The organism is Streptomyces sp. NPDC102437 (assembly GCF_044765565.1).
In the GTDB taxonomy this organism is placed as follows: Bacteria; Actinomycetota; Actinomycetes; order Streptomycetales; family Streptomycetaceae; genus Streptomyces.
In genome coordinates this window covers 1-25,860 of sequence record NZ_JBIWKI010000026.1, presented here as the reverse complement: position 1 = coordinate 25,860, position 25,860 = coordinate 1, and the positions used below count along the sequence as shown (strand labels likewise).

Below are 25,860 nucleotides of genomic sequence, written 5' to 3'. Positions count from 1 at the left end.
CAGGTCCCGTGACTCGCCGACAGGACGGACCACGCCACCATCGAGCCCATGAACGCACCGTCGCCGGGTGACCGGGCCGTGGAGGCGTTCGCCCCGGCGGCCTGCCTCGCTCCCATTCGGCAGGAGCCGAGCGTCACGCCGGCGGCCGGGCGAGTTTGGCGGCCACGGCGTCGAGGACCCAGTCCAGGCCGGTCGCGAAGGATGTCTCGGCGTCCACGTCCGTCCCCTCGTACACGGCCTTGGCCAGCGCCGGGAAGCGGCCGGTGGCCAGCATGCTCGTCAGATGCGGGCCGGAGGCCCGCTGCCAGTCGTGCTTGGACAGGCCCGTTGCGCGCTCGGCCCGCAGGTTCGTGATCTCGCGCCTGATCGCACCGATGAAGTACGCGCTGACAGTCTCCACGGCGCGCATGACGGTGTCGATGTCCGTGAGGCCGTCGAAGGCGGCCAGCGTGGCCTCGGTGACGGCGAGGCGGTTCGGACCCAGGGCCGGGCGACCGCCGAGGAGGTCGGCCAGCCATTCGTGACGGAGGGTGGCCTGCCTGGTGCGCTGGGCGAGGACGCGCAACGCCTCCCGCCAGTCACCGGGCGGCTCCTCGGCGCGGATCTCGGCGTGGACCTCGTCCACCATGAGGTCGAACAGCTCCTCCTTGGTGGAGATGTATCTGTACAGGCGCATGGGGCCGGCGTCCAGGCGGGCGGCGATCTTGCGCAAGGACACCGCCTCCAGCCCGCCCTCGTCGGCCAGCGCGATGGCGGCGGCGACGATCCGCTCCCGGTCGAGCGGCACGGGTTGAGTCGGCGGCTCCGGCCGGTCCCACACAGTCATGGCGACATCGTACCGTTGCGATACATCGTATTGACCTAATACGGTGTATCGACATGAGACGTCGCATCGCAGTGGTCGGGAGCGGTCCTGCCGGCCTTACCTTCGCCCGTGTCCTGCACCGCCATGGCCACCCCGTCGCCGTCCTCGAACGCGATCCCGCCCCCGACGCCCGCCCCCCGGGCGGCACGCTGGACCTGCGTGAAGGGCTGGGTCAGCTCGCACTGGACAAGGCGGGGCTGCTGGCGGAGTTCCAGGCGCTGTCCCGTCCCGAGGGACAGGCCATGCGCATCCTGGACGTGGACGGGACCGTCCTGCGTGACTGGCGACCCCGTCCGGATGAACAGTCCAACCCCGAGATCGATCGTGGGCAACTCCGTGACCTGCTGCTCGGCCCTGTCGACGTGCGGTGGGGGCGGAGCGTGACGCAGGTGGTGCCGGGAACCCAGGATGGGGTGCTGGTCCATTTCGCGGACGGGCGACAGGAAGCGTTCGACCTAGTGGTCGGCGCGGACGGTGCCTGGTCCCGGATCCGCCCGGCAGTCTCGTCGGTGACGCCGCACTACACCGGCGTCACCTCGGTCGAGGCCTCCCTGGACGACGTCGACAACCGCCACCCTGACCTCGCCCGGCTGGTCGGCGACGGTTCCGTGGCTGTGTACGGCGTGAACCGAGCTCTCGTCGCCCAGCGCAACAGCGGTGGCCACGTCAAGGTGTACGTCCAGTTCCGCGGGCCGCTGGACTGGCACGCGGAACTGGACCTGGCCGACGTCGAGGTCGCGCGATCGAGCCTGCTGGCTCTGTTCGACGGCTGGGCCGCTCCCGTACTCGACCTCCTCCGCCGCAGCACCGCTTTCGTCCACCGCCCCCTCTATGCCCTGCCCGTGTCCCACACCTGGACCCATGTCTTCGGGGTGACGCTGATGGGCGACGCCGCCCATCTGATGCCCCCATTGGGGGCGGGCGCGAACCTCGCGATGCTGGAGGGCGCCGAACTCGCCGAGTCCATCGCCACCGACCCTGGAGATCTGGACGAGATCGTCCGCGCCTTCGAGGAACGGATGTGGGCACGGGCCGGCAGATGGGCGAAGATCACGACGGCCGGTCTGGACCGCCTCGTGAGCCCGGACCCCTCCGAAGCCCTCGCCCTCTTCGATCAAGTCCAGCCATCGTGACTGCCTGGCGCCAGAGCGCCGGCATCAATGGCTCGCCACGGCTTCACGGGGCCGGACGAGTGGTTTGGCGCACTTTTGCAAGCGACTGCTTGCAAAAGTTAGCAGGGGTGGCGCACCATCGGGGTATGGCATCCCTCAACGTCGGCAGTCTCGGTGAGTACCTGCGCGAGCAGCGGCGCAACGCGCAGCTGTCCCTGCGGCAGCTCGCCGATGCCGCCGGGGTGTCCAATCCCTACCTCAGCCAGATCGAGCGCGGGCTGCGCAAGCCGAGCGCCGAGGTGTTGCAGCAGGTCGCCAAGGCGCTGCGGATCTCCGCCGAGACCCTCTACGTACGGGCCGGGATTCTGGACGAGCGGGAGCGGGAGGAGCTGGAGACGCGGGCGGTGATTCTGGCCGATCCGTCCATAAACGAGCGGCAGAAGAGTGTTCTGCTGCAGATCTACGACTCCTTCCGCAAGGAGAACGGATTCGAGCCCGGACCGGAATCCGGCGTCGCTGCCGGATCCGAGACCGGCGACGAGTCAGCGCCCTCCGCGCATTCAAAGCCTGAGAAACCTTCACACTGAGTCTGATGATCCGGGAGGACCACAGTCATGGCCATCACCGATGACCTGCGCAAGACCCTCACCGACCCGACCCCCCTCTACTTCGCCGCCGGTACGGCCGATCTCGCCGTCGAGCAGGCGCGCAAGGTCCCCGCGCTGATCGAGCAGCTGCGTGCCGAGGCGCCGGAGCGTATCGAGGCCGTGCGCAACACCGACCCCAAGGTCGTGCAGGAGAAGGTGACCTCGCAGGCCAAGGAGGCGCAGGCCACCGTGCAGGCCAAGGTCACCGAGGTGATCGGGTCGTTCGACAGCGATCTGCGGAAGCTGGGCGAGAGCGCGCAGGACCTGGCGCTGCGGAGCCTGGGCGTGGCCGCGGAGTACGCGGTGCGGGCCCGGGAGACGTACGAGAAGGTCGCCGAGCGCGGCGAGCAGACCGTGCGGAACTGGCGGGGCGAGACGGCCGACGAGATCGTCGAGATCGCCGTCGTCGTCGAGCCGCGCAAGGAGTCCAAGCCGACGGGCACCGCGAGGACCACGCCGGTCGCCAAGCCCGGTCCCGCCAAGCCCGGTCCCGCCAAACCCGCGCCGAAGCCCGCGCCGAAGCCCGCGCCGAAGGCTGTCAGGCCGGAGAGCAAGGCCCCGGCCGCGCCCGCCAAGAAGGCGCCCGTGCGCAAGCCCGTCGCCAAGAAGACGACTCCGCCGAGCGCGAAGTAGCGGAGCGGGGGGATCCCCGCGCGTGCCGCGGCGCCTGCGGCGGCGCTGTGGCGCCGAAGTGTGTGACGGGGCGCGGGCCGGGCACCATCAGGGGAGCCCGGCCCGTTGTCCCGGTACCTTGGCCGCGAGGCGCTCATCCATTTATTAGGCGGTGCACACCATGTTGCTCACAGGCTTCAGCACATTCGTCCTGCTGCTCTACGTGGCCATGATGGTGCTGGCGGTGGTCGCGCTGGTCATGGCGGCGTTGGCCCGTGAGGACGCCTACCCGGCCGCGGACAAGCAGAAGAAGTCCTTCTGGCTGATCATCCTCGGCATCGCTGTCGCCGTGAACCTGTTGAGCCTCTACATGTCGGTGCTGTTCCTGCAGCTCGCGGGCGTGGTCGCGTCCATCGTCTTCCTGGTGGACGTGAGGCCCGCGCTGCGGGCGGTCTCGGGCGGAGGCCGGCGTGGCGGATCCAGCAGCGACGGGCCGTACGGGCCCTACAACGGCGGGCGCTGAGCGCTCGCGGGGTTCGCGTTGCGGGGCCGGGGGATTCTCCGGCCCCGTTCGCCGTCCGGGGTCCGGCGGCGGACGCTCTCCTGGTCGCGGTCGAGCAGGAGGACCGCGACGTCGTCGGTCAGTTCGCCGCCGTTCAGCTCCCGCACCTGGGCGACCGCGGCCTCCAGGAGGTTCTCGCCGATGAGCCCCTGCGCCAGTTGCTGGTTGATCATCGCGACCATGCCGTCCTGGCCCAGCCGCTGAGAGCCGACCGGGCCCACGCGCCCCTCGATCAGCCCGTCCGTGTACATCATCAGGCTCCAGGTGGAGCCGAGATCCACGTGCCGGCGCGGCCATCGTGCGCGCGGCAGCAGCCCCAGGGCGGGACCGCCGTCCTCGTACGGGAGCAGGCGCGCGGCCTGTCCCTGCCGGGCGATCAGCGGGGCGGGGTGGCCGGCCAGGCAGAGTCCGGCGCGCCGGCCGTCGGGGGCGATGTCTACGGTGCAGAGCGTCGCGAAGATCTCCTCGCTCTCCCGCTCGTGCTCCAGGACCTGCTGGAGGGTGGAGAGCAGTTCGTCGCCGCAGAGCCCGGCCAGGGTCAACGCCCGCCACGCGATGCGCAGTTCCACGCCGAGCGCCGCCTCGTCGGGGCCGTGCCCGCAGACGTCGCCGATCATCGCGTGGACGGTGCCGTCGGGCGTACGGACCGTGTCGTAGAAGTCCCCGCCGAGCAGCGCGCGGCTGCGGCCGGGGCGGTAGCGGGCCGCGAAGCGCAGATCGGAGCCTTCGAGCAGTGGCGTCGGGAGCAGGCCGCGTTCGAGGCGGGCGTTCTCCTGGGCGCGCAGCGTGGACTCGGTGAGCCGGCGCTGGGCGACGTCGGCGCGCTTGCGCTCGACGGCGTACCGGATGGCGCGGCTGAGCAGCCGGCCGTCGAGTTCGTCGCGGAAGAGGTAGTCCTGGGCGCCGACCCGTACCGCCTCGACGGCCAGCGCGGTGTCGTCCTGTGCCGTGAGGGCGAGGACGGCGTGGCGCGGGGCGATCCGCAGGACGTGTTCGAGGGTGACGAGCCCGTCGGGTCCGGCCGTGTCGCCGGCCCCGGAGGTGCGGGTCTCGCTGCCGGTGGGCAGGGCCAGGTCCAGCAGTATGCAGTCGACGTCGTCCGTGAGGAGTCGGCCCGCCTCGGTCAGGTTGCGGGCGGTGCGGATACGCACCCTCGTGCCGGCCGCGGCCGGGAGCTCGGGGACGGTGAAGGTGCCCGCCGGGTCGTCCTCGATCACCAGGAGTGTGAGGACGGCGTCGTGGGAGGTCTCCGCAGCGGCATCGGAGCGTTGCTGCGGTACGGGTACGGGCATCGGTTCGGTTTCCTTCCCTCCCCCCGAGGGCGCGGCGGACCGACGATCGACGATCCGCCAGACGGGGACGATAGCGGGCTGTGGCGGTGGAACGGAATGGCGTTCCGCGATCGGCCTCCGGCATATGCACAGTCATAAGCCGCGTCAGGTCACGGATCCGGCGAGATGTGCCGGACCCGGGGTGGGTATCGGGACATGACAAAGGTCACGCGGGTGGTGGGCGGCGGGTGGCGCGGGTCACGCCCGTGCGGGCACGGGCGATCCGGGCCGCTCGCGCGAAGGCACTGGGCACCTCCACGGAGGCGCTCAGGCGCTCCGGGCGGCGCCTCCGCGGACGCGACGTGGAGCCCTCCGCGCGGATGCCGGGTGGCTGCCGGGCGGATGCCGTGCGGAGGGGCACGCGCCTACTTGTCCGGGCGTACGACCCCGAGTATCTGCATCGAGCCCGCGCCCGCCAGCGTGACATTGCGGCCGGGGCGGGGGGCGTGGACGATCGCGCCGTCGCCGATGTACATGCCCACGTGACTGGCGTCACTGTGGTAGATGATCAGGTCGCCGGGGCGCATGTCCTTGATCGCTATGTGCGGCAGCAGCCGCCATTGCTCCTGCGAGGTGCGCGGGATCGGCCGGCCCGCCGCAAGCCAGGCCTGGGACGTGAGCCCCGAGCAGTCGTACGACTTGGGACCCTCGGCGCCCCAGACGTACGGCTTGCCGATCTGGTCGGTCGCGAAGGCCACCGCCTTCTTGCCGCGCGCGCTCGCCTCGCGGTTGATCTCCTTGAGGGCGCCGGAGCTGAGCCAGGCCGTCTGCTGCTTGTACTCGGCCTCCTGCTCCAGCTTGAGCAGGCGGGCCCGCTCCTCCTTCTTGAGCTGTGACTCCAGCTTCTTCGCCGCGGCGATCTGCGCGTTGATCTTCTTCTTGGCCTTGGCCTGCTTGACCCGGTTGGCTTCGAGCTTCTGCCAGTTGGTGCTCGCGTCCTTGGTGTACGTCTCCAGGTCCTGCTGGGTCCTGGTCAGTTCGCCGAGCACGCCCTGGGCGGCCTGCTGGCCCTCCCTGACCCGGCTCACCCCGTCCAGGAACAGCTGCGGGTCGTCGCTGAGCATGAACTGGGCGCCGGGCGGCAGCCCGCCGGTGCGGTACTGCTCGCGGGCCTGGGCGCCCGCCTGGCTCTTGAGCTCGGCGATCTTCGACTGGCCCACCACTATGGCGCGGGCCAGTTTCACGATCTCGCCGGACTGCTTCTCGGCCTTCTCCTCGGCGAGGTTGTACGCGTCGGTGGCCGCCCCCGCCTTGCGGTAGAGGGCGTCGATCTCCTTGCGCACCTCTTCGAGGCTCTTCTTCGGCGCCCCGGAACCGGAATCGGAGGAGGATGGTGGCACGGGCTTGGCGAAGGCCTGGATCGGCGTGATGAGTACGGACAGCGCGCAGACCAGAGTGATCGCGGCTGAGGCACAGTGACGTCGGTTCACGAGATCCCCCCGAATGAATCTGATTTACCGTCAGTAACTTTTAGCCGATGTCGAGATCGTGCCATGCCGTACCGAAAAGCAACAGAGGCGCACGGTCGCAGTCCGACGGTCGCTCTCCCCTCTCTCTGGACGAACGATGCCCCGTCCGCGTTCCCGTCCGCCTCCCCGGATCCGGCCCCGCCGCGTCCGTTCAGCGGGAGTCGGCTCACGGGTTGGGCTGCAGGGCGGCCCATTTCACCGTGACTTCGCCCTGGCGCCACCGCCGCACCCCGTCGGCCAGCGGCCAGTCGCCGGACAGCGACCGCACCGCCGTGATCCAGCGCTGCCGGACGCCCAGCGAGGCGTACGGGGCCGCCGCGGCCCAAGCCCGGTCGAAGTCCCGCAGGAACGCGTGGACCGGTTCGCCCGGCACATTGCGGTGGATCAGGGCCTTGGGCAGGCGCTCCGCCAGGTCGGAGGGGCGGTCCAGGGAGGCGAGCCGGGTCGCGAACGTGACCGTGCGCGGCCCCTCCGGGCCGAGCGCCACCCACACGTGCCGTCGCCCGATCTCGTCGCAGGTGCCCTCCACCAGGAGCCCGCCCGGCGCGAGACGGGCGCACAGCCGGCGCCAGACCGCGGCGACCTCGCCCTCGTCGTACTGGCGCAGCACGTTCGCCGCGCGGATCAGGTCGGGGCGCTCGGGGAGCGGGATCTCGAACCCGCCGTGCAGGAAGGTCAGGCCCTCGCGTTCGTACGGTTTCGCCGCCGCGACCCGCTCCGGATCGATCTCGACGCCGACCACGGCCGTGCGCGGCTCGGCGGTGCGCAGCCGGTGCAGCAGTTCGACGGCGGTCCAGGGTGCGGCGCCGTATCCGAGGTCGACGGCGGTGGGGTGGGCGGCGCGGCGCAGGGCCGGGCCGTGGGTGGCGGCGATCCAGCGGTCCATGCGGCGGAGCCGGTTCGGGTTGGTGGTCCCGCGGGTCGCGGTGCCGATGGGGCGCATGAAGCGAGCGTAACGATCTCGCGGGGGGCGGCAGGCGGCGCGGGGGTCGGTCCGGTGGCGGTCCGGCGGGCGGGTGGCGCGCGCCGGTGCACGCGCCCCGGGTGCGACGCACGCACCGTAATGATTTGGTAAAGCGGAAATGAAAGGAGAGATTCCGCTGTTGCAGCCGTTCGCAGGGGCTCGGGTCCCTCAGCCGTCATGCCCTGAGTGAGGAGGACCGGACGACGTGAGCCAGTACGTCTCCCGGCTCGGCAGCAGCCGGGTCGCACCGCGCCTCAGGTTCCCCGCCGCGTTCCCCGGCGGCCACCGCAAACCCCGCCGCATCGCGATGCTCTCCGTGCACACCTCACCGCTGCACCAGCCGGGCACCGGCGACGCGGGCGGCATGAACGTCTACATCGTGGAGCTGGCCAGGCGGCTCGCCGAGATCGGCGTCGAGGTCGAGATCTTCACCCGGTCCACCACCGGCGGGCTGCCCCCGGTGGTCGAACTGGCCCCCGGCGTCCTGGTCCGGCACGTCGACGCCGGACCGTACGAGGGGCTGGCCAAGGAGGAACTGCCCGCCCAGCTCTGCGCCTTCACGCACGGCGTGATGCAGGCGTGGGCCGGTCAGCGCCCCGGCTACTACGACCTCGTCCACTCCCACTACTGGCTCTCCGGCCATGTCGGCTGGCTCGCCGCCCAGCGCTGGGGCGTCCCGCTCGTCCACGCCATGCACACCATGGCGAAGGTCAAGAACGCGGCGCTCGCGGAGGGCGACACCCCCGAGCCGGCGGCCCGCGTCATCGGTGAGACCCAGATCGTCAGCGCGGCCGACCGGCTGATCGCCAACACCACCGGGGAGGCGGACGAGCTGGTCCGCTTCTACGACGCCGATCCCGGGTCCGTCGCCGTCGTCCATCCCGGGGTCAACCTGGGCCGCTTCAGCCCCGCCGACGGGCGGGCCGCGGCACGGGCGCGCCTCGGGCTGCCCAGGGACGCCCTGATCCCGCTCTTCGCGGGGCGCATCCAGCCGCTGAAGGCCCCGGACGTGCTGCTGCGGGCGGTCGCCGTCCTGCTGGACCGCGATCCGACGCTGCGCTCCCGGATGGTCGTACCGGTCGTCGGCGGCCCGAGCGGCAGCGGCCTCGCCAAGCCGGAGGGGCTGCAGAAGCTGGCGGCGCGGCTGGGCATCGCCGACGTCGTACGGTTCCAGCCTCCGGTCGGCCAGGAGCAGCTCGCCGACTGGTTCCGGGCCGCCTCCGTGCTGGTCATGCCCTCGCACAGCGAGTCCTTCGGCCTGGTCGCCATAGAGGCGCAGGCGGCGGGCACTCCCGTCGTCGCGGCGGCCGTGGGCGGTCTCCCGGTGGCGGTGCGGGACGGGGTCAGCGGCTTCCTGATACCCGGGCACGACCCGCAGGCGTACGCGCAGGCGCTGGCCAGGTTCGCCGACGCGCCGGAACTCGTCGCCCGGATGGGCGCCGCGGCCGCCGCGCACGCCCAGGGCTTCGGCTGGGACACCGCCGCGTCCGCGACGGCCGACGTCTACACGGCCGCGATGCACGAACACCGCCGTCGCGTACGCTCGCACCATGGCTGACGCACCCGACGACGCACCCGATGGAGTGGCACCGGCCCAAGCGGCGACAGCACGGGCCGCGCAGGTCATCGAGGCGACTCTGAAGGACGCCGGGCTCGAATGGGAGAGCCCCGCGCCGGGCGATTACGTGGTCAAGCTGCCCGGCACGCGCAAACTGTCCACCACCTGCTCGCTGCGGGTGGGCAGGCACTCGCTCTCCCTCAACGCCTTCGTCGTCCGCCACCCGGACGAGAACGACGCCGCTGTCCACCGCTGGCTGCTGGAGCGCAATCTCCGCCTCTTCGGCGTGAGTTACGCGATCGACGGGCTCGGCGACATCTATCTGGTCGGCAAGCTGCCGCTCTCCGTGGTCACCCCGCAGGAGCTGGACCGGCTGCTCGGCACGGTCCTCGAAGCTGCCGACGGTTCCTTCAACACGCTGCTGGAGCTGGGTTTCGCGAGCGCGATCCGCAAGGAGTACGAGTGGCGGGTGTCGCGCGGCGAATCGACGCGGAACCTGGACGCGTTCACTCATCTGACCCAGCGCCCGGCTGGATGACCCGTGGGCCGGGCTCCGGCCACCCCGGCTCCAACTGACCTGCTCCGCCTGAAGATCCCCACTGAACATGCCTGAAGATCCTCCGGTGCATGCCCCTTTCGGTGCGCCGGAGCGGCACGGCATGCTCACCGCCGACGCAGATATGAGCGTCGTTCACATGAATGAAAGGCGCTCGGATTCATCGAGAACAAGGGGGAGCAAGGGGAACATCGGCAGGCGCGGGTCCGCCACAACGTCTGGTCGCGCGGCGTGATGGAGATGGGCACCTTCGACTCGCGCCGGGGGATGCCGTTCGCCGACGTCCGCACCGACATCACGGTCGAGAACAACGGACGGCACGGCGGCGACGCCGGCGCCGGGCCGCTCTTCGGCGCCCGCTTCACGCACTGGAGCATCCGGGTCACCAACGGACGGGCGGGCCTGATGCGGATCGACGGTCTCGCCCCGTACAGCGCGACGGTCGGCATCAGCGGGGTGACGGAGTTCGACCAGATCGACGTCGCCCGACTTCACCGGCGACCTGCACCCCTGGCTGGAGGCGTACGGCGCCCCGGAGGCGGTGTGGCCGCCCAATCTGTACGAGGCGCGGCGGGCCCTGGACGGCTGAGGACCGACTCGGGCAAAGGGGGGTGGTCGGCGTTGTGGCTCAGTCCCCGGTCCGCAGCGCCGACTCCACGTCCGCCAGGGCCGATTCGAGCTGCGGGGCGACATGCGTCCACGCCCAGTCCAGGTCCACCCGGGGAGCACGGCGCGGGACGGTCTCCACCAGCATGATCAGGTAGAGACAGCAGCGGTACAGCGCGAGCCGCAGCCGTACCGACGCGTCGAACACCACCGGCCGCCCGCTGCCCTCCGCGTACCCGGTGAGGAAGTCCTCGTCCTTCTCCATGTCCTCGAACAGGGCGAGCGATACGAAGTCGGCGACCGGGTCGCCCCAGAACATCCGCTCGCCGTCCACGATCCCGCCGATGCGCCGCGCCTCCGGCCCACCGTCGACGAGTAGGTTGCCCTGCCACAGGTCGAAGTGGACCAGGGCGGGCCGTGCGACGTCGTCGAGCACCGGCGACGCGGCGGCGAGCAGGGCACGGATCGCGGACGTCGGACGTGGCAGCCGGGCCCGGTAGGTGTCCGCGTCGGCCAGGACGGCGTCGGTCATCGTGGTGAACGCCTGCCGCCAGGTCGGGGCCAACGGCCCCAGGGCCAGGGAGGGATAGCCGAATCCGTCCGGGCGGGTGACCTCGTGCAGCCGGGCGACGATCCGCCCGAGGTCGCCGCGGAGCCGGCGCTCCTCCGCGGTGGACAGCGAGCCGGGAGCGAACTCGCTCCAGGGACGGCCCGGACAGGCCGACATGATCACGTACGGGCCGGTGGGGGCGGCCGGGTCGAGCTCGCTGTGCAGGACGCGGGGAACTGGAGCCGAACCGTCCGCCACGGCATGGAACGTGGCCTCGTTGACCAGCAGATCGCGCTCGTAGCCCATCAGCGTTCCGGGCGTCGCGGGCGGCGGTATCTTCACCACCCAGTCGCTGCCGTCCGTGAGCGTCACCCGGGAGACCGTGTTGAACGTGCCTCCGGTGAGCGGTTCGCACGCGGCGATCCGGTCCTCCGTCAGGCCGACGGAGCGGAGGACGGCGTGGGTCGTTCCCTCAGCCTGCATGGGGTGATCGCACCTCTGTGTCGGATTCCGGTTCCGGTGTGAACTCGCCTCGCAGGACAGCGCATTCACAGGATGATCACAGCGCTGTCACGATCACATCCCTTGCCCGACTTGATTGATCATCAAACCATTTTTCGCTCATAGAGTGAGCAAAACCGAACACCCTGCTCATAGAGACGGACTGGACCATGCGTTCCACCGCCATACGCCGTACCGCTGTTGCCGCCACCGCGGTGTCCCTGGCCCTGTTCGCCACCGCATGTGGCGGCTCGGACTCCGGTTCCGGTGACAAGGGGGCGGACGCCAAGGGCAAGGAGTCCGCGTCCGCCGCACCCGCGGTCAAGGCGCTGAGCGCCGCCGAGCTGGAGAAGGCCGCGCTGGCCCAGGGCGACGTCAAGGAGCACGAGATCTCCAAGGCCGCGGCCAAGGACACGATCTCCGTCGACGACATCAAGACCGAGAAGGAGGTCTGTGCCCCGCTCACCAACGCGCTGATGGGCGCGCAGGTCGGCGAACCGGCCGCGTTCACCAAGCGCACGGTCGTCAGCAAGCCGAAGAAGAGCGACCTGGCGAAGCAGGACGCCGGGGACGCCGAGGATGCGTTCAAGGCGGCGTTCGACATCACGACGACGCAGCTGGCCCTCGGTTCGTACGACGGCAAGGGCGCGCAGGAGTCGGTGGCCGCGCTGCGCACCGCTGCCACCGAGTGCGCCGGCGGCTTCGGGTTCACGGCAGCCGGTGAGAAGCAGAAGGTCACCAAGATCACCGAGGAGCAGGTCAAGGGGGGCGAGGAGGCGGCGGCCTGGACCGTTCAGCTGGAACAGGACGGGGAGAAGGCCGAGGTCAAGCTCGTGGCCATGCGCCAGGGCACCTCGTTCGCCTCGTTCTCCTCGATGAACATGGCCGTGCTCGCCGGTGAGGTCGAGGACTTCGAGCTGCCGACCGCGGTGGTCGAGGCGCAGGCCGCGAAGCTGGCGTAGCGGCCTGGCGCTGACGAGTACGTGCTGCCCCACGCGTGAGTATTCGTACTCATGATCGGTGTTTCGTGTCCCGGGCAGGCTGGTAGTACCAGTCCGGCAACGAGGAGCGAACATGTACGGGATCAGCAGACTCGGCCGGGTGGCGTCCGCGAGGAGCGGGCGCCGCCTGAGCCGCTCCGCAGCCGGGCTCGCCCTGGCCGCCGCCACCGTGGCGGCGCTCACCACGGGCTGCTCGATGCAGGACGCGATCTGCGGCGGCGGCGAGTACCCGGTCATGACGATCGGGGGCACCGGATCGGCCTGCGTGCCCGAGGACGAGGACCCGCCGAAGGGGTACGTCCGGTACCCGAAGGGCAAGGTCCCCGAGCACGTGGACGACAAGTGGGACGTGTACTGGCGGACCCACAGCGTGGACAAGGACGGCCGGATCATCGAAGTCCCGGCCGGTTCCTAGGAGTCGGGCCCTCATCGGTTCAGGGCAGCGGGACGAGCCTCACCACGGTGACGATCAGGACGGTCCCGGAGACGTAATAGAGCACGATCGCCCCGGCGACCGTCGCCTCGCGGCGGTCGCGCTCGCTCTTGACGGCCGACGACCCGTGTCCGTACGGGTCGAGGCCCAGGGTGCGTGCCATCTCGGTGCGGAAGGTCTCCCCGTCGCGCATCTTGGCCAGGGAGTCGTCGGCGGGCGGTGCGTAGGAGATGCGGTAGCTCAAGCGACGCTCCGCCTCTCGGCCTCGTCCTGCGCCAGCCGGTCCAGGATCCGCTCGGCCTCCGGATCGGGTACGGCCTCCAGCATCCAGTGCCGCATCACGGCCTGGATCTCGTGCACACCCGCCTCGTTGATGGCGCGGTCGAACTCCGCGCGTCTCTCCTCGGGCAGCGTGGCGCGGATGGCCGGAATGCTGTTGGGCACGTCGACCTCGGCACCGCCGACGAAGGTTTTCAGGGGCTCGCCCATGGTTGCTCTCCCCTCTCTCCTTGCTTCCTCCGCACGGCCCGTCCGGTCGGTTCCGTCCTTGCGCGGGCCGGTGCTCGGGGTCACGGTAGCGCCGACGCCGACGGCGGACACGGAACCCACGCGATACGGTCGCCCCGTGACAGCGACAACATGGGACATATTGCTGATCGGTGGGGCTTCGGGCGTCGGCAAGAGCCGGGTGGCGGCCCAATTGGCCGGTGTATCGGCGGAGTCGAAGGGGTTCTTGGTCGAGTTCGACGATGTGGTCAGCGCCGTCGAGGCCATGACGACGCCCGAACACCACCCTGCACTCCACCACTTCGACTCCGCCCCCGAAACGGCGCGCCTCACCGTCGACCAGGTGCTGGACCTCCAGATCGCCACCGCCAGGGCCCTCGAACCCGCGGTGCTCGGCGTGGTCCGCAACCGCCTGACCGTCGACGTCCCCGCCGTGATCGAGGGCGACTACCTCACCCCGGCCGCCGCGGTGGAGGCGATCCGCGAGGGACGGTCGGCCGGCCGCCGGGTGCGGGCGGTGTTCCTGCACGAACAGGATCCGGAACAGATCCTCGCCAACTACGCGGTCAGGGAGCCCGGTAGCGGTGTACAGCGCCACCGCGCGCAGGTCAGCGCCGCGTACTCGCACTGGCTCGCCGGCCAGGCGGCCCGGCACGGCCTTCCGGTGGTCGAGTGCCGCCCCTGGGACGGCCTCGCGGGGCGGGTGGAGGAGGCGTCGGGGGGCGGCAGGACGGGGACGGTGTTGTCACACCCCTGTCCTACGCTCGGACCATGAGCGTTTCCATCTACTACAGCGCCCGCCGGGCACAGCCGCTGACGGCCACCGAGTCGGCCGCCGTCGAGCGCGTGGTCGCCGCGCGCGTTCAGTCGTTCCCGTACGACGACGAGGAGAGCCTGTATCTGTACGGCGGTGACGACGACGAGGGTGACGAGATCCTCGCCGGCTCCACGAAACTGTCGGGCGACCCCGGCCGGTGGCTGCCGGTGACAGCCCATGTGCTCGACTCCGTCACCGAGTTGCGCCGCGCCGTCGGGGGAGCGCAGTGGCACGTCCACATGGACGACAGTGACATCCCCTGGGACGAGAACGAGGGCTACGCCCTGCCGGGCATGCGGGACGCGGCCCTCGCCGCCGAGCTCGACGGCCTGTGCGGCGACCGGGGCGAACAGGGCGGGTGAGCGCCGGGTGCTCGTTACCTGTCGTGGTCTGCCACTGTTGATCGTTCTCGGAGGTCCCAAAGAGGGCCCAGCGCCCCGGCCGGGGGGCTTTTCCGCTCCGGACCGCCGCGCCGGCCGTCTCCGTGGGGAAGGACGGGACGGGACGGGGGCCTCGGCTTCGGGCGCGGCTTGCTCGAAGGTGCCTCTAGGTATTGGCCGACGGCGTGGGTTCCCGACGATGCTCCAGCCAGGTGCGGCTCAGGTCGTCCCAGATCACCTGATACCGACCGAAGATCTCGCTCAGCTGATCGAACGTGAGCTCGTCGGCGGCCGTCGATGCCACGAGGTATTCGAGGTCATCGGCAAGCCGCTGGAACCGGTACTGCGCCTCCTCCATCAGAACCCACCGCGAGCGCCAATTGAAGAACGGTTCGACGGCTCCTAGCAACGTCACCAGCGCCACACACGCCAAGGCCAGACCAGCCCACGCGTTGAGATTCTGCAGGCCCAGGATGACGGTGGACGCAGCGGACAGTACAAGCGTTGCCACCTTGGTGACGGCGGCGCTTCGACTGAACCGTTTCTTCTTACCGCGGGCGTAGCTGTTACCTTGCCGAATCTTGTCCAACAGGAGGGCGGCTGCCTCACTCGGGCTGAGACCAACGCCTAGTCCACCGTCCGGCTGCACTCCGCCCCCAAAGCTCTGTCGCCACCTTGCAGTTCGCTCCCCGGTAGACGCTGCCCCGGCATCGCGGGGTTCCCGAGCGTAGCCGCTCGATAGCCTCTACTACGGAAGGTGATCGAGGTGTGGGGTGTGTGACTCCCTTACGGGGAGGTGGCCTCCGCCATCCGCCGCGCTGAGGGCCCACAGTGGACCCGGGGCGTGAAAAATGCCTCCCACCAGCACGGAAAGTGCAGATGGGAGGCATGATCGCTTTTTCCTACTTCTTCTTGCCCTGGTTCTTCACGGCCTCGATGGCGGCCTTCGCCGCGTCCGGGTCGAGGTACGTGCCGCCCGGCTTCACGGGGCGGAAATCGGCGTCCAGCTCGTAGACGAGCGGGATGCCGGTCGGGATGTTCAGGCCCGCGATGTCGGCGTCGGAGATGCCGTCGAGGTGCTTGACCAGGGCCCGGAGGCTGTTGCCGTGGGCGGCGATCAGGACGGTCCGGCCGTCGAGCAGGTCCGGCACGATGTCGTCGTACCAGTACGGCAGCATGCGGGTGACGACGTCCTTGAGGCACTCGGTGCGCGGGCGCAGCTCCGGCGGGATCGTCGCGTAGCGCGGGTCGTCGCTCTGCGAGAACTCGGTGCCGTCCTCGAGGGCGGGCGGCGGGGTGTCGTAGGAGCGGCGCCAGAGCATGAACTGCTCCTCGCCGAACTCGGCGAGCGTCTGGGCCTTGTCCTTGCCCTGCAGCGCGCCGTAGTGGCGCTCGTTCAGCCGCCAGGAGCGGTGGACCGGGATCCAGTGGCGGTCCGCGGACTCCAGCGCGAGCTGCGCGGTGCGGATGGCGCGCTTCTGGAGGGAGGTGTGCAGGACATCGGGGAGCAGACCGGCGTCCTTGAGCAGCTCACCGCCGCGGACTGCCTCCTTCTCGCCCTTCTCCGTGAGATTGACGTCCACCCAGCCGGTGAACAGGTTCTTCGCGTTCCATTCGCTCTCGCCGTGGCGGAGGAGGATCAGCTTGTACGGTGCGTCGGCCATGGGCCCGAGAGTAATCGAACCCGTACGAGCCCTGCGCGGCCGGTCACAGGGCGGACAGGGGGCAGGCAGTGGGCGGACAGAGAGGCGGCAGGGGAAGAGGGCAGCGGGTGGGGCGGGACGATTGACGGTCGGTGTCAATTGACTGGCGTACCGGAATCCGGGATTCGTAATGTTCGGACAGTCGTCGGGACTCTTACCGGCGGTGTCCGTTCCGTACGTCCCTGGGGGGATGCCGCATGTCTGTCGCCGGTCTCAGACGGGCCGCACACGAATCCGTGTCCGGGCTCCCCAGGCAGTTCTGGTGGCTGTGGACGAGCACGCTGGTCAACCGGCTCGGAGCGTTCGTCGCCACGTTCATGGCGCTCTACCTGACCCTGGACCGGGGCTACTCGGCCTCGTACGCCGGGCTGGTCGCCGCGCTGCACGGGCTCGGCGGGGTGGTCTCCTCGCTCGGGGCCGGGGTGATGACCGACCGGCTCGGCCGCCGGCCCACGATGCTCATCGCGCAGACCTCGACGGCCGTGTCCGTGGCCGTGCTCGGGTTCATGGTCCACCCGGTGGCGATCGCGGCGGTCGCCTTCTTCGTCGGCATGGCCAGCAACGCGTCGCGGCCCGCCGTGCAGGCGATGATGGCCGACATCGTCCGGCCCGAGGACCGGGTGCGGGCCTTCTCGCTCAATTACTGGGCCATCAACATGGGCTTCGCCGTCTCGTCGGCCGGGGCCGGGTTCGTCGCCGAGTACAGCTATCTCGCCGGGTTCCTCGGCGAGGCCGCGATGACGTTGTTCTGCGCCGTCGTCGTCTTCCTGAAGGTGCCGGAGTCACGGCCGGACAAGCCGGTGGTGGCCGGGCTCCCGGTCGACGACGGTGCGGACGAGGTCCGGCTCTCCACCGTGCTGCGCGACGGCCGGTTCATGAGCGTCGTCGGGCTGTCCTTCGTCATCGCGCTGATCTTTCAGCAGGGGTACGTGGGGCTGCCGGTGGCCATGGGGACGGACGGGTTCTCCAGCTCCGACTTCGGTACCGCGGTCGCCGTCAACGGGGTGCTGATCGTGGTGCTCCAGATCCCCGTCACCCGCTTCATCCAGCACCGCGACCCGCGCCGGCTGCTCGTCGTGTCGTCGCTGCTGGCGGGGTACGGATTCGGGCTGACCGCGTTCGCCGGGTCGGTGGCCGTCTACGCGCTGACCATCTGCGTCTGGACGGTCGCCGAGATCGTCAACTCGCCGATCCAGAGCAGCCTGGTCGTCCGGCTGTCCCCCGCCCGGGGCCGGGGCCGCTACCAGGGCATGTACACGATGTCGTGGTCAGCGGCCGCGCTGATCGCGCCGCTGATGTCGGGCCTGGTGATCGACCGCTTCGGGGCGCAGTGGCTGTGGGGCGCGTGCGCGGTCCTGGGGACCGGGGCCGCGCTGGGCTACTGGCTGCTGATGCGGAACCTGCCGGGGGCGGAAGGGGCGGCCCCTGCGCCCGAGGGCGGCAGCCGGGTGGCAGGGAGCGGCGGGGGCTCCTCGACGGGCACGAAGACCGAGCCCGCCGTGGAGCGGATGGGCTGAGGCGGTCTCACGCCGCGCACCGCGGCACCCCGCGCGGAGCGTTCCGTCTCCGCGCACCGCGGCACCCCGCGCGGAGCGTTCCGTCTCCGCGCGGGGCGTACTCGGCATCGCGTGGCAGCAGGTCAGCCGCAGCAGCCACCGCACTGGCACGGGGCCCCGGACTGGCAGCCGCAGCCGCAGCCCGAGCCGCAGCCGCAGGCGCCGAGCAGGGTCAGGTGCACCACTTCGGCGGGCGCCTCCTGCTGAGGGTCGGTCGTGGGGGAATCGGCCATGGTTCCTCCTCAATGCGTACGACAGGGCCGTACGGCGCGAAGGCGCGCGTACGACCGGGGCGTACGGACAAGGCGTGCCGCCCCACCCCATTGGATGCCCAACCCGGCGGGCGCATCAACGGCGCACACACGCGGAAACATTTGTGCGACCCGATGCGCCCGCGCACGCCCGTGCGCGCCCCGGCTGCGCGCTCCGGTCAGGCGCCTCGCTCACGCGCTTCGGTCGGCCACCTCCGTCACGCGCCTTCCACCGGCGTCTGCTGCTGGATCTCGTCGGCGTGTTCGCCCGTCACCAGGTACACGACCCGCTTGGCGACCGACACCGCGTGGTCCGCGAAGCGCTCGTAGTAGCGGCCGAGCAGCGTCACGTCCACGGCCGTCTCGATGCCGTGCTTCCAGCGGTCGTCCATCAGGTGCTGGAACAGCGTGCGGTGCAGCAGATCCATCTCGTCGTCGTCCTGCTCCAGCTGGAGCGCGAGGTCGACGTCCTTGGTGATGATCACCTCGGCGGCCTTGGCCATCAGGCGCTGTGCCAGCTGCCCCATCTCCAGGATGGTGGCGTGCAGGTCGTTCGGGACCGCCGAGTGCGGGAACCGCAGCCGGGTCAGCTTGGCGACGTGCTGGGCGAGGTCGCCGGAGCGCTCCAGGTCGGCGCTCATCCGCAGGGAGGTGACCACGATGCGCAGGTCCGTCGCCACGGGCTGCTGCCGCGCGAGCAGGGCGATGGCCCGCGCCTCCAGGTCGTGCTGAAGGTCGTCGACCTTCTGGTCCGCGGCGATCACGCTCTCCGCGAGCTTGAGATCGGCATCGAGCATGGACGTCGTCGCCCGGCCGATCGCCGACCCGACGAGGCGGGCCATCTCGACCAGCCCTTCTCCGATCGAGTCGAGTTCCTCGTGGTACGCGTCACGCATGGAAGTCCCTCTCCAGTCCTCTGAGTAAGGCCGGGGCACGGTTCGAACCCCACGCTGCCACCCTGAGTGGCGTACGCGTCGGCTTCCGGCCGCCCAAGTGAACCAACCCTTGCTCCTCGGTGAACTCTGGGCGACGAGTGTTCGGACAGGCACTCGGATGGCTGGGAGAGTGCTCCGACACCCGCATAACCTTGACGTATGGACGTGAACGCGGCAGTCGCCGCAGCTGCGGCGATCGGCGGTGCGTGTACCGGCGTGATCGCCATGCTTGCGTTCCGCTGGAGCGAGCGCGACCAGAAGAAGCCGACGCGGACCTCCATGCGGCCCGACAGCAACGCACCCCTGCCGCCCGGAGTGGACACGGTCCTGTCCGTGCTCAGCTCCTCGGCGGTCGTGCTCGACGAGAGCGACAGCGTGGTCAAGGCCAGCTCCGCCGCCTATGCGCTGGGACTGGTCAGGGGCGGGCGGCTCGCCGTCGACGCGATGCTGAACATGGCCAGGGACACCCGCCGCGACGGCGAGATACGGCAGGTGGAACTGGACCTTCCGCGGCGCGGTACGGGCCGCGGCGAGGCCCTCGCGGTCTCCGCCCGGGTCGCCCCGCTCGGCTCCCGGCTGGTGCTCCTGCTGGTCGAGGACCTCACCGAGGCCCGCCGGATAGAGGCGGTACGTCGTGACTTCGTCGCCAACGTCAGCCATGAACTCAAGACCCCGGTCGGCGCGCTCTCGCTGCTCTCCGAGGCCGTGATGGACGCCTCCGACGACCCGGAGGCGGTGGAACGATTCGCGGGCCGGATGCAGATCGAGGCGACCCGGCTGACCAACCTCGTCCAGGAGATCATCGACCTCTCGCGGGTGCAGAACGACGACCCGCTGGAGGACGCCGAACCGGTCCGGGTGGACGAGCTGGTGGCCGAGGCCATCGACCGCTGCCGTCAGCAGGCCGGCTCCAAGCAGATCACCATGGCGGCGGGCGGCACCGCGGAGCTCCGTATCTGGGGCAACCGCGGCCAGCTCGCCGCGGCGCTCGGCAATCTCGTCGAGAACGCCGTCAACTACAGTCCCGCCCGCACCCGAGTGGGCATCGCCGCCAGGCGACTGTCCGTGCCCGGCGGGGACCAGATCGAGATAGCCGTGACCGACCAGGGCATCGGCATCTCGGAGAAGGACCGCGAGCGGGTCTTCGAACGCTTCTACCGCGTCGACCCGGCCCGCTCACGGGCCACCGGTGGCACCGGCCTCGGCCTCGCCATCGTCAAGCACGTGGCCGCCTCGCACGGCGGGGAGGTCACGGTCTGGAGCTCGGAGGGCCAGGGCTCCACCTTCACCCTGCGGCTGCCCGAAGCGGGCTCCGTACGGGAACGGGACCGCAGCTCGGGCGGAACGCCCGTCGTCAACGGCGACGAGGGCGGCCCCCATGGACCCGCCCACGCCGACACCCTTGAACCATTCCCTGCCCCGGAGGTCCTTCCGTGACCCGAGTGCTCGTCGTCGAGGATGAGGAATCCTTCAGCGACGCCCTGTCCTACATGCTCCGCAAGGAAGGCTTCGAGGTCGCCATCGCGGCCACGGGCCCGGACGGGCTTGACGAGTTCGAGCGCAACGGCGCCGACCTCGTCCTGCTCGACCTGATGCTGCCGGGCCTGCCCGGCACGGAGGTCTGCCGTCAGCTGCGCAGCAGGTCCAATGTCCCCGTGATCATGGTCACGGCGAAGGACAGCGAGATCGACAAGGTGGTCGGCCTGGAAATAGGAGCCGACGACTACGTGACCAAGCCGTTCTCCTCGCGGGAGCTGGTCGCCCGCATCCGCGCGGTGCTGCGCCGCCGCGGCGAGCCGGAGGAGGTCACCCCGGCCGCCCTGGAGGCAGGCCCGGTGCGGATGGACGTGGACCGTCACGTCGTCACCGTCGCCGGCGGCAAGGTCGACCTCCCGCTCAAGGAGTTCGACCTGCTGGAGATGCTGCTGCGCAACGCGGGCCGGGTGCTGACCCGCATGCAGCTGATCGACCGGGTGTGGGGCGCGGACTACGTGGGGGACACCAAGACCCTCGATGTCCACGTCAAGCGCCTGCGCGCCAAGATCGAGCCGGACCCGGGCGCCCCGCGCTTCCTGGTGACGGTGCGCGGCCTGGGGTACAAGTTCGAGCCGTAGATCGCCTGATGCGCCGATGGCGGAGGGCGCCCCCCGGATGGGAGGCGCCCTCCGCCGTTCCGTTCGCGGGTGTCCGCGCGGCGCTGTCGTTACGTGGCCGACAGGCCGGTCGGTCTGCGGTCGGCAGGTCAGTCGGTCTGCGTGTCCGCGCCGTTCTCCGACTCCGAGGCGCTGTCGCCCTCCGACCCGGCGGCGGGGGCCGTGGCGGAACCGGTCGGCGTGGCCCCCGCCGACTTCTCCGGGGTCTCGGGCAGCGTGCTCGGTCCGTAGCCCGTGAAGTAGCTCTTCGCCGGCACGACGAACGCGCCGAGCGGGACCTCGCCCGCCGAGCTGAACTTGAAGACGACCTGCTGCACATTGCCCGCCTGGGCGGCCTCGCTGCCGTTCTCGATGACGGCGGAGGCGTTGCCCTTGCCGCCCAGGAGCACCGAGCCGCCGGCCGGGACGACGACCGGGCCGGCGCCCTTGGCGGCGTGCAGCTGGACCGAGGCGCTCGAACCAGGCAGCGTGATGGCTTCCAGGGTCTGCGGCTTCGTGCCGTTGTTGAACAGCGTCGCGGCGACGACGGCCGGGCCCTGGGCGGTGAGCTCGGGCTGGGTGACGACGTTCGCGTTCTGGATGCTGATGTCACCGATGGTGGTGGCAGCAGTGTCCGGCCTGACCTTGAGCGTCGCGGCGTCATTGCCCGCGCCGCACGCGGCGAGCGAGGCGATCGAGAACACGATGGCTGTGGCGGCGAGAGCGCCGTGTCGAAGGCTGCGGCTCACGGCGGCGGCAACTCCTTGAACGTTCGGACTGCGGACGGGTGGGGAGCGACGTAAAGCCGCCCTAAGGGTGTGTCAGCGGCCTTAGGCTACCGAGCCGCCCGCCCGGCCCCGCACCCGACCCGCCCCTGAGGACGATCCCGGTGGCCCCGGCGCTCGCGGGCACTTCCCGCGGCTATACCGTTCGGCGGCCCGGTCCCGGCAAAGGTTTGCGAGCCCGGCAGCCGCCGAAACGGCCCGTCACATGCCGTTCACATATCGCCGGTGATCAATTCATGGAGCGTGGCGCATTCCGTGTGCATAACCGATCACGCCGCACCGTTGATCAATTCCATTGATCAACGGCACTTACCTCCGTACGGGTGATCGATCCCCGAACGGAGTACGGAAAGTTCACCATCCGGAACCCGACAAAACGGGATGTTCGTCACCTTCGGAGTGTGGTTCGGATGTGCGTGTCGTGTGTGTTTCGTCCCGCCCGCACAACGGCTCCGACCTGCGAATTCCGCCCCCGGTGAACCTTCCGCAGCACGTGCGTGTCGCTGTTGTCAAGCCCCGAGATATGCCCTGACCTGCGAAAACGCCATTCAGGAGAAGTAGTTCTCGTGTTACTCTTGATAGCCACGGAAGGGGTACCTGTCACATGACGTTCAAGGTTGGCGACACCGTGGTCTATCCCCATCACGGGGCCGCGCTGATCGAGGCTATCGAAACTCGCCAGATCAAAGGCGTGGACAAGACCTACTTGGTGCTCAAGGTCGCCCAGGGCGACTTGACGGTTCGTGTGCCGGCGGACAATGCGGAGTTCGTGGGTGTGCGCGACGTAGTCGGGCAGGAGGGGCTGGACCGGGTCTTCGAGGTGCTTCGCGCGCCGTACGCAGAAGAGCCGACGAACTGGTCCCGGCGCTACAAGGCAAATCTCGAGAAGCTCGCCTCCGGCGATGTCATCAAGGTCGCCGAAGTGGTCCGCGACCTGTGGCGTCGTGAGCGCGAGCGTGGACTCTCCGCAGGTGAGAAGCGCATGCTCGCCAAGGCTCGCCAGATTCTGGTGAGCGAGCTCGCTCTCGCGGAGAACACGAACGAAGACAAGGCCGAGGCTCTGCTCGACGAGGTTCTCGCGTCCTGAACCGGCTCGCGCCGGTCGTAATCAATGTGCCGCGGTGCCCGCTGACAACCGTATTCACGGTATGTCGTCGGGCGCCGCGGCATGTTCGGTTTCAGCCACCGCATGGCTGGATACAGCCGCGGCGTGGCCGAATTTCTGGCGCAACCTGTCCGGATTACGTCCCGACGCACCGATGCGTTGGCTTCATCGGTGATACCCCCGATACGTTGCTCGCGATCTTGCGCAGCCGACCCCGAGCGCCGGTGCGGCTTGTCCGACTTCGACCGGGTGTCACGGAAAGGGCCCCGTCGAGTCAGGGCACGGCGCCCGGCTCGCTTGTGGCCATACCCACGTCGGCTGTGGAAACAAACATGCCGAAGCCCCGGAGTGCAATCGATGTCTGATCAACCGCGTCCGTACCGCACGGCCGCCGTGATTCCCGCAGCCGGCCGCGGCGTACGGCTCGGTCCGGGCGCCCCCAAGGCGCTCCGCGCGCTGGGCGGTACACCCATGCTCATCCACGCGGTACGGGCCATGGCGGCGTCCCGTGCCGTCTCCCTGGTCGTGGTCGTCGCGCCGCCGGACGGCGCCCACGAGGTCAAGAACCTGCTCGACGAGCACGCCCTGCCCGAGCGCACCGACTACCTCGTGGTGCCCGGCGGCGGCACCCGACAGGAGTCGGTGCGGCTCGGCGTGGACGCGCTGCCCGAGGACGTCTCCGTCGTCCTGGTCCACGACGCGGCGCGCCCGCTGGTGCCCGTCGACACGGTGGACGCGGTGATCGAGGCGGTACGGGACGGGGCGCCCGCCGTCGTCCCCGCGCTGCCGCTGGCCGACACCGTCAAGGAGGTCGAGCCCGGTGCGCCGGGGGAGCCGGAGCCGGTGCTCGGGACGCCCGTGCGGGCCAGGCTGCGTGCCGTGCAGACCCCGCAGGGCTTCGACCGCGACACGCTCGTGCGGGCGCACGGGACCGTCGCCGTCAGCGGCGAGGGCGCGACGGACGACGCGGGCATGGTGGAGCAGCTCGGGGCGCCCGTGGTGGTCGTACCCGGGCACGAAGAGGCGTTCAAGGTGACCCGGCCGCTGGATCTGGTGCTGGCCGAGGCGGTACTCGCACGCAGGAGGGCGAACGATGGCTTCTGAGGAAACGTTGGGGCGCGCGGGAGCCGCGGCGGCTCCCGCGGAACGGACCGGGCCGGTGATCCCGCAGGTCGGGATCGGCACCGACATCCACGCCTTCGAGGAGGGCCGCGAGCTGTGGTGCGCGGGGCTGCGCTGGGAGGGCGAGGGGCCGGGGCTGGCCGGGCACTCCGACGCCGATGTCGTCGCGCACGCCGCGTGCAACGCGCTCTTCTCGGCCGCCGGGCTCGGCGACCTCGGGCAGCACTTCGGCACCGGGCGGCCCGAGTGGTCCGGCGCCGCCGGGGTGACCCTGCTGACCGAGGCGGCCCGGATCGTGCGGGCCGGGGGTTTCGAGATCGGCAATGTCGCCGTCCAGGTCGTCGGCGTACGGCCGAAGATCGGCAAGCGGCGCGACGAGGCGCAGAAGGTGTTGTCGGCCGCCGTCGGAGCGCCCGTCTCGCTCTCCGCGGCCACCTCCGACGGGCTCGGCTTCACCGGCCGGGGCGAGGGCATCGCCGGGATCGCGACCGCGCTGGTCTACCGCGCCGGCTGAGCCCGCACGGCCCTGACCTGCCGGGGCCTTCGGGGCCCCGACCTTGTTGCACATCAATTGCACGTACGCTGGGCGGCAAGCGATGCGTCGTACGAGGACGGTGGGCTCGCCGATGAGCACGACGACGGTGGCGCCGGTGCGGGCCGGAGCCGACGGGTACGTACTGCGCACCGCCACTCCCGCCGACCTCGGCGGTGCGCGGGCCATGATGCTCGACACCGTCTACCGCGACCTGAAGTCCGGTTACGTGCCGCGCTGGCACGCCGACATGATCGACCCCGCGGCCGCCTACCTGCGCCCGGACCGCTGCACCCTGCTGGTCGTCGAGGGCGACGGCGAGATCGTCGCCACCGGCGCGGTGCGCGACCGCGGGCCCCAGGCGCCGCCCAATCCGCAGTGGGTCGCGGACCGCTTCCCCCCGCCGCCGCGCTCGCCGCCCTGGGCGCGCTGGCCGTCCTCACGGCGGCGACGGTCCGCGGCCGCGCGGGAAGACCGGCGCAGTGACCCCGTGACCACCGGACCCGTCACCGGCCCCGCCCCTGGACCCGCCACCGGCCCCACCGCGAGAGGCACCCCCCACCTCCGCCTCCTCACCGCCACCCAGTTCGCCTTCAACATCGGGGCGGGAAGCGGGAGCGCCGGGACGCGGTTGGGGTACGGGTAGAGGAACCCACCGATCCCACTGGAGGACGTACGCCATGACCGCCGCACTCTCCGAAGAACTCAAGGCGCTTCTCGACACCCCCGTCTTCGTCACCGTCGCCACCATCCAGCCCGACGGCAGCCCCCAGGTCTCCCCGGTCTGGGTCAGGCGCGACGGCGACGACGTGCTCATCTCGACGACGGTCGGCCGCCGCAAGGAGAAGAACCTGCGCCGCGACCCGCGGGTCACCGTCGTCGTGCAGCCCTTCGCCGCCCCGTACACGTACGCCGAGATCCGCGGCACCGCCGCTCTGAGCACCGAGGGCGGCCAGGAACTCATCGACGAGCTGTCCCGGAAGTACACCGGCAAGGCGTACGCGGACTTCAACCCCGCCTCCGTCGACGACGCCGAGCGCGTGGTCGTCCGGATCACCCCGCGCAAGGTCGTCGGAAGCATCTGACGGACCCCGCCGCGACAAACTTGTTCCCCCGCGATCCCCAAGGGGTCGCGGGGCACTGGTGCGCGCCCACTACCCTTGAGGCGTGACTATTCGCCTGTACGACACCAGCGCCCGGCAGATCCGTGACTTCGTACCGCTCACAGCGGGCTGTGTCTCGATCTACCTCTGTGGCGCGACCGTCCA

At 70.5% G+C, this 25,860-nt stretch carries 30 protein-coding genes and 1 pseudogene; 19 read left to right on the top strand and 12 right to left on the bottom strand.

Features of this window, described 5'->3' with window-relative positions; translation table 11 throughout:
* Positions 1–133: 133 nt before the first annotated feature.
* Positions 134–826 (bottom strand): TetR/AcrR family transcriptional regulator, encoded by a 693-nt coding sequence (locus ACIRJP_RS28425; RefSeq protein ID WP_404179919.1) that lies wholly within the window; start codon positions 824–826, stop codon positions 134–136.
* A 53-nt stretch (positions 827–879) separates the two neighbouring features.
* Between ACIRJP_RS28425 and ACIRJP_RS28420 the strand changes: the two genes are divergently transcribed.
* From ACIRJP_RS28420 to ACIRJP_RS28405, 4 genes are all read left to right on the top strand, one after another.
* Positions 880–1,998, top strand: a complete 1,119-nt coding sequence (locus tag ACIRJP_RS28420) for an FAD-dependent oxidoreductase (protein ID WP_404179916.1) — start codon at positions 880–882, stop codon at positions 1,996–1,998.
* Between the two features lie 125 nt (positions 1,999–2,123).
* On the top strand, positions 2,124–2,564 hold the full coding sequence (locus ACIRJP_RS28415; protein WP_404179913.1) for a helix-turn-helix domain-containing protein: 441 nt from the start codon (positions 2,124–2,126) through the stop codon (positions 2,562–2,564).
* 27 nt (positions 2,565–2,591) lie between these two features.
* Positions 2,592–3,257: a hypothetical protein gene (locus tag ACIRJP_RS28410; RefSeq protein ID WP_404179910.1), complete on the top strand. Its 666-nt coding sequence runs from the start codon at positions 2,592–2,594 to the stop codon at positions 3,255–3,257.
* 160 nt (positions 3,258–3,417) lie between these two features.
* The gene (locus ACIRJP_RS28405) at positions 3,418–3,759 is read left to right on the top strand and encodes a DUF2516 family protein (protein ID WP_404179907.1); all 342 of its coding nucleotides are present in this window, start codon (positions 3,418–3,420) and stop codon (positions 3,757–3,759) included.
* Here the strand turns inward: ACIRJP_RS28405 and ACIRJP_RS28400 are convergent.
* The 3 genes from ACIRJP_RS28400 to ACIRJP_RS28390 all read right to left on the bottom strand — a co-directional run bounded on the left by ACIRJP_RS28400 (position 3,741) and on the right by ACIRJP_RS28390 (position 7,541).
* Complete coding sequence (locus ACIRJP_RS28400) at positions 3,741–5,090, bottom strand: PP2C family protein-serine/threonine phosphatase (protein ID WP_404179904.1); 1,350 nt, start codon at positions 5,088–5,090, stop codon at positions 3,741–3,743. The genes ACIRJP_RS28405 and ACIRJP_RS28400 overlap by 19 nt on opposite strands.
* A gap of 404 nt (positions 5,091–5,494) precedes the next feature.
* Complete coding sequence (locus ACIRJP_RS28395; protein WP_404179901.1) at positions 5,495–6,559, bottom strand: C40 family peptidase; 1,065 nt, start codon at positions 6,557–6,559, stop codon at positions 5,495–5,497.
* Between the two features lie 205 nt (positions 6,560–6,764).
* Positions 6,765–7,541 (bottom strand): class I SAM-dependent methyltransferase, encoded by a 777-nt coding sequence (locus ACIRJP_RS28390; RefSeq protein WP_404179899.1) that lies wholly within the window; start codon positions 7,539–7,541, stop codon positions 6,765–6,767.
* A 226-nt stretch (positions 7,542–7,767) separates the two neighbouring features.
* On the opposite strand from ACIRJP_RS28390, the gene mshA reads away from it, so the two are divergent.
* From mshA to ACIRJP_RS28375, 3 genes and pseudogenes are all read left to right on the top strand, one after another.
* Positions 7,768–9,120: a D-inositol-3-phosphate glycosyltransferase gene (gene mshA, locus ACIRJP_RS28385; RefSeq protein WP_404179896.1), complete on the top strand. Its 1,353-nt coding sequence runs from the start codon at positions 7,768–7,770 to the stop codon at positions 9,118–9,120.
* Entirely contained in the window at positions 9,113–9,658 is a 546-nt protein-coding gene (locus ACIRJP_RS28380) for a YbjN domain-containing protein (RefSeq protein ID WP_404179893.1), read from the top strand. The genes mshA and ACIRJP_RS28380 overlap by 8 nt, the downstream gene beginning before the upstream one ends.
* Before the next feature lie 228 nt (positions 9,659–9,886).
* Positions 9,887–10,265 (top strand): annotated as a pseudogene (locus ACIRJP_RS28375) (hypothetical protein); the annotation flags it as partial.
* A 39-nt stretch (positions 10,266–10,304) separates the two neighbouring features.
* Here ACIRJP_RS28375 and ACIRJP_RS28370 read toward each other — a convergent pair.
* Entirely contained in the window at positions 10,305–11,315 is a 1,011-nt protein-coding gene (locus tag ACIRJP_RS28370) for a phosphotransferase family protein (RefSeq protein WP_404179890.1), read from the bottom strand.
* A gap of 188 nt (positions 11,316–11,503) precedes the next feature.
* Here ACIRJP_RS28370 and ACIRJP_RS28365 point away from each other — a divergent pair, with 188 nt between their 5' ends.
* Both ACIRJP_RS28365 and ACIRJP_RS28360 read left to right on the top strand, forming a co-directional pair.
* On the top strand, positions 11,504–12,295 hold the full coding sequence (locus tag ACIRJP_RS28365; RefSeq protein WP_404179887.1) for a hypothetical protein: 792 nt from the start codon (positions 11,504–11,506) through the stop codon (positions 12,293–12,295).
* A 112-nt stretch (positions 12,296–12,407) separates the two neighbouring features.
* A complete protein-coding gene (locus ACIRJP_RS28360) occupies positions 12,408–12,749 on the top strand; it encodes an SCO0607 family lipoprotein (protein WP_404179884.1) in 342 nt (113 codons plus the stop codon).
* Between the two features lie 19 nt (positions 12,750–12,768).
* On the opposite strand, the gene ACIRJP_RS28355 is transcribed toward ACIRJP_RS28360, so the two are convergent.
* Together ACIRJP_RS28355 and ACIRJP_RS28350 are read right to left on the bottom strand one after the other, a co-directional pair.
* On the bottom strand, positions 12,769–13,011 hold the full coding sequence (locus ACIRJP_RS28355) for a hypothetical protein (RefSeq protein WP_351258437.1): 243 nt from the start codon (positions 13,009–13,011) through the stop codon (positions 12,769–12,771).
* Complete coding sequence (locus ACIRJP_RS28350) at positions 13,008–13,256, bottom strand: hypothetical protein (RefSeq protein ID WP_093540260.1); 249 nt, start codon at positions 13,254–13,256, stop codon at positions 13,008–13,010. Before ACIRJP_RS28350 ends, ACIRJP_RS28355 begins: the two co-directional genes overlap by 4 nt.
* 136 nt (positions 13,257–13,392) lie before the next feature.
* On the opposite strand from ACIRJP_RS28350, the gene ACIRJP_RS28345 reads away from it, so the two are divergent.
* A complete protein-coding gene (locus tag ACIRJP_RS28345) occupies positions 13,393–14,049 on the top strand; it encodes a hypothetical protein (RefSeq protein WP_404179880.1) in 657 nt (218 codons plus the stop codon).
* Entirely contained in the window at positions 14,046–14,453 is a 408-nt protein-coding gene (locus tag ACIRJP_RS28340; RefSeq protein ID WP_404179877.1) for a hypothetical protein, read from the top strand. The genes ACIRJP_RS28345 and ACIRJP_RS28340 overlap by 4 nt, the downstream gene beginning before the upstream one ends.
* Before the next feature lie 184 nt (positions 14,454–14,637).
* On the opposite strand, the gene ACIRJP_RS28335 is transcribed toward ACIRJP_RS28340, so the two are convergent.
* Positions 14,638–15,060, bottom strand: a complete 423-nt coding sequence (locus ACIRJP_RS28335) for a DUF4231 domain-containing protein (protein WP_404179874.1) — start codon at positions 15,058–15,060, stop codon at positions 14,638–14,640.
* Positions 15,061–15,373: 313 nt separating this feature from the next.
* A complete protein-coding gene (locus tag ACIRJP_RS28330; RefSeq protein WP_404179871.1) occupies positions 15,374–16,135 on the bottom strand; it encodes a phosphoglyceromutase in 762 nt (253 codons plus the stop codon).
* A 236-nt stretch (positions 16,136–16,371) separates the two neighbouring features.
* Between ACIRJP_RS28330 and ACIRJP_RS28325 the strand changes: the two genes are divergently transcribed.
* Positions 16,372–17,691, top strand: coding sequence for an MDR family MFS transporter (locus ACIRJP_RS28325; protein ID WP_404179868.1), 1,320 nt, complete (start codon positions 16,372–16,374; stop codon positions 17,689–17,691).
* Between the two features lie 122 nt (positions 17,692–17,813).
* On the opposite strand, the gene ACIRJP_RS28320 is transcribed toward ACIRJP_RS28325, so the two are convergent.
* Positions 17,814–17,963 carry a hypothetical protein gene (locus ACIRJP_RS28320; protein WP_177328251.1) on the bottom strand — a complete coding sequence of 50 codons (150 nt, stop codon included), beginning with the start codon at positions 17,961–17,963 and terminating at the stop codon, positions 17,814–17,816.
* Between the two features lie 236 nt (positions 17,964–18,199).
* Positions 18,200–18,877 carry a phosphate signaling complex protein PhoU gene (phoU, locus tag ACIRJP_RS28315; RefSeq protein ID WP_404179865.1) on the bottom strand — a complete coding sequence of 226 codons (678 nt, stop codon included), beginning with the start codon at positions 18,875–18,877 and terminating at the stop codon, positions 18,200–18,202.
* A 198-nt stretch (positions 18,878–19,075) separates the two neighbouring features.
* Here phoU and ACIRJP_RS28310 point away from each other — a divergent pair, with 198 nt between their 5' ends.
* A complete protein-coding gene (locus ACIRJP_RS28310; protein ID WP_404179862.1) occupies positions 19,076–20,353 on the top strand; it encodes a sensor histidine kinase in 1,278 nt (425 codons plus the stop codon).
* On the top strand, positions 20,350–21,030 hold the full coding sequence (locus ACIRJP_RS28305) for a response regulator transcription factor (RefSeq protein ID WP_072487966.1): 681 nt from the start codon (positions 20,350–20,352) through the stop codon (positions 21,028–21,030). Before ACIRJP_RS28310 ends, ACIRJP_RS28305 begins: the two co-directional genes overlap by 4 nt.
* A 128-nt stretch (positions 21,031–21,158) precedes the next feature.
* On the opposite strand, the gene ACIRJP_RS28300 is transcribed toward ACIRJP_RS28305, so the two are convergent.
* Positions 21,159–21,797, bottom strand: a complete 639-nt coding sequence (locus ACIRJP_RS28300) for a DUF461 domain-containing protein (protein WP_404179859.1) — start codon at positions 21,795–21,797, stop codon at positions 21,159–21,161.
* A 640-nt stretch (positions 21,798–22,437) separates the two neighbouring features.
* Here ACIRJP_RS28300 and ACIRJP_RS28295 point away from each other — a divergent pair.
* From ACIRJP_RS28295 to ACIRJP_RS28275, 5 genes are all read left to right on the top strand, one after another.
* Positions 22,438–22,920, top strand: a complete 483-nt coding sequence (locus tag ACIRJP_RS28295) for a CarD family transcriptional regulator (protein ID WP_006380568.1) — start codon at positions 22,438–22,440, stop codon at positions 22,918–22,920.
* Between the two features lie 375 nt (positions 22,921–23,295).
* Positions 23,296–24,042, top strand: a complete 747-nt coding sequence (gene ispD, locus ACIRJP_RS28290; RefSeq protein WP_404179856.1) for a 2-C-methyl-D-erythritol 4-phosphate cytidylyltransferase — start codon at positions 23,296–23,298, stop codon at positions 24,040–24,042.
* Positions 24,032–24,574, top strand: coding sequence for a 2-C-methyl-D-erythritol 2,4-cyclodiphosphate synthase (ispF, locus tag ACIRJP_RS28285; RefSeq protein ID WP_404179853.1), 543 nt, complete (start codon positions 24,032–24,034; stop codon positions 24,572–24,574). The genes ispD and ispF overlap by 11 nt, the downstream gene beginning before the upstream one ends.
* A gap of 112 nt (positions 24,575–24,686) precedes the next feature.
* Positions 24,687–25,238 (top strand): hypothetical protein, encoded by a 552-nt coding sequence (locus tag ACIRJP_RS28280; protein ID WP_404179850.1) that lies wholly within the window; start codon positions 24,687–24,689, stop codon positions 25,236–25,238.
* 34 nt (positions 25,239–25,272) lie between these two features.
* Positions 25,273–25,677, top strand: coding sequence for a PPOX class F420-dependent oxidoreductase (locus ACIRJP_RS28275; protein ID WP_404179847.1), 405 nt, complete (start codon positions 25,273–25,275; stop codon positions 25,675–25,677).
* Positions 25,678–25,860: the final 183 nt, after the last annotated feature.

Bases quoted from the DNA above. Each gene is read 5' to 3' on its own strand.
- ACIRJP_RS28425 (WP_404179919.1), bottom strand. From the start codon at position 826: ATGACTGTGTGGGACCGGCCGGAGCCGCCGACTCAACCCGTGCCGCTC.
- ACIRJP_RS28420 (WP_404179916.1), top strand. From the start codon at position 880: ATGAGACGTCGCATCGCAGTGGTCGGGAGCGGTCCTGCCGGCCTTACC.
- ACIRJP_RS28415 (WP_404179913.1), top strand. From the start codon at position 2,124: ATGGCATCCCTCAACGTCGGCAGTCTCGGTGAGTACCTGCGCGAGCAG.
- ACIRJP_RS28410 (WP_404179910.1), top strand. From the start codon at position 2,592: ATGGCCATCACCGATGACCTGCGCAAGACCCTCACCGACCCGACCCCC.
- ACIRJP_RS28405 (WP_404179907.1), top strand. From the start codon at position 3,418: ATGTTGCTCACAGGCTTCAGCACATTCGTCCTGCTGCTCTACGTGGCC.
- ACIRJP_RS28400 (WP_404179904.1), bottom strand. From the start codon at position 5,090: ATGCCCGTACCCGTACCGCAGCAACGCTCCGATGCCGCTGCGGAGACC.
- ACIRJP_RS28390 (WP_404179899.1), bottom strand. From the start codon at position 7,541: ATGCGCCCCATCGGCACCGCGACCCGCGGGACCACCAACCCGAACCGG.
- ACIRJP_RS28380 (WP_404179893.1), top strand. From the start codon at position 9,113: ATGGCTGACGCACCCGACGACGCACCCGATGGAGTGGCACCGGCCCAA.
- ACIRJP_RS28370 (WP_404179890.1), bottom strand. From the start codon at position 11,315: ATGCAGGCTGAGGGAACGACCCACGCCGTCCTCCGCTCCGTCGGCCTG.
- ACIRJP_RS28365 (WP_404179887.1), top strand. From the start codon at position 11,504: ATGCGTTCCACCGCCATACGCCGTACCGCTGTTGCCGCCACCGCGGTG.
- ACIRJP_RS28360 (WP_404179884.1), top strand. From the start codon at position 12,408: ATGTACGGGATCAGCAGACTCGGCCGGGTGGCGTCCGCGAGGAGCGGG.
- ACIRJP_RS28350 (WP_093540260.1), bottom strand. From the start codon at position 13,256: ATGGGCGAGCCCCTGAAAACCTTCGTCGGCGGTGCCGAGGTCGACGTG.
- ACIRJP_RS28340 (WP_404179877.1), top strand. From the start codon at position 14,046: ATGAGCGTTTCCATCTACTACAGCGCCCGCCGGGCACAGCCGCTGACG.
- ACIRJP_RS28330 (WP_404179871.1), bottom strand. From the start codon at position 16,135: ATGGCCGACGCACCGTACAAGCTGATCCTCCTCCGCCACGGCGAGAGC.
- ACIRJP_RS28325 (WP_404179868.1), top strand. From the start codon at position 16,372: ATGTCTGTCGCCGGTCTCAGACGGGCCGCACACGAATCCGTGTCCGGG.
- ACIRJP_RS28320 (WP_177328251.1), bottom strand. From the start codon at position 17,963: ATGGCCGATTCCCCCACGACCGACCCTCAGCAGGAGGCGCCCGCCGAA.
- phoU (WP_404179865.1), bottom strand. From the start codon at position 18,877: ATGCGTGACGCGTACCACGAGGAACTCGACTCGATCGGAGAAGGGCTG.
- ACIRJP_RS28310 (WP_404179862.1), top strand. From the start codon at position 19,076: ATGGACGTGAACGCGGCAGTCGCCGCAGCTGCGGCGATCGGCGGTGCG.
- ACIRJP_RS28295 (WP_006380568.1), top strand. From the start codon at position 22,438: ATGACGTTCAAGGTTGGCGACACCGTGGTCTATCCCCATCACGGGGCC.
- ispD (WP_404179856.1), top strand. From the start codon at position 23,296: ATGTCTGATCAACCGCGTCCGTACCGCACGGCCGCCGTGATTCCCGCA.
- ispF (WP_404179853.1), top strand. From the start codon at position 24,032: ATGGCTTCTGAGGAAACGTTGGGGCGCGCGGGAGCCGCGGCGGCTCCC.
- ACIRJP_RS28280 (WP_404179850.1), top strand. From the start codon at position 24,687: ATGAGCACGACGACGGTGGCGCCGGTGCGGGCCGGAGCCGACGGGTAC.
- ACIRJP_RS28275 (WP_404179847.1), top strand. From the start codon at position 25,273: ATGACCGCCGCACTCTCCGAAGAACTCAAGGCGCTTCTCGACACCCCC.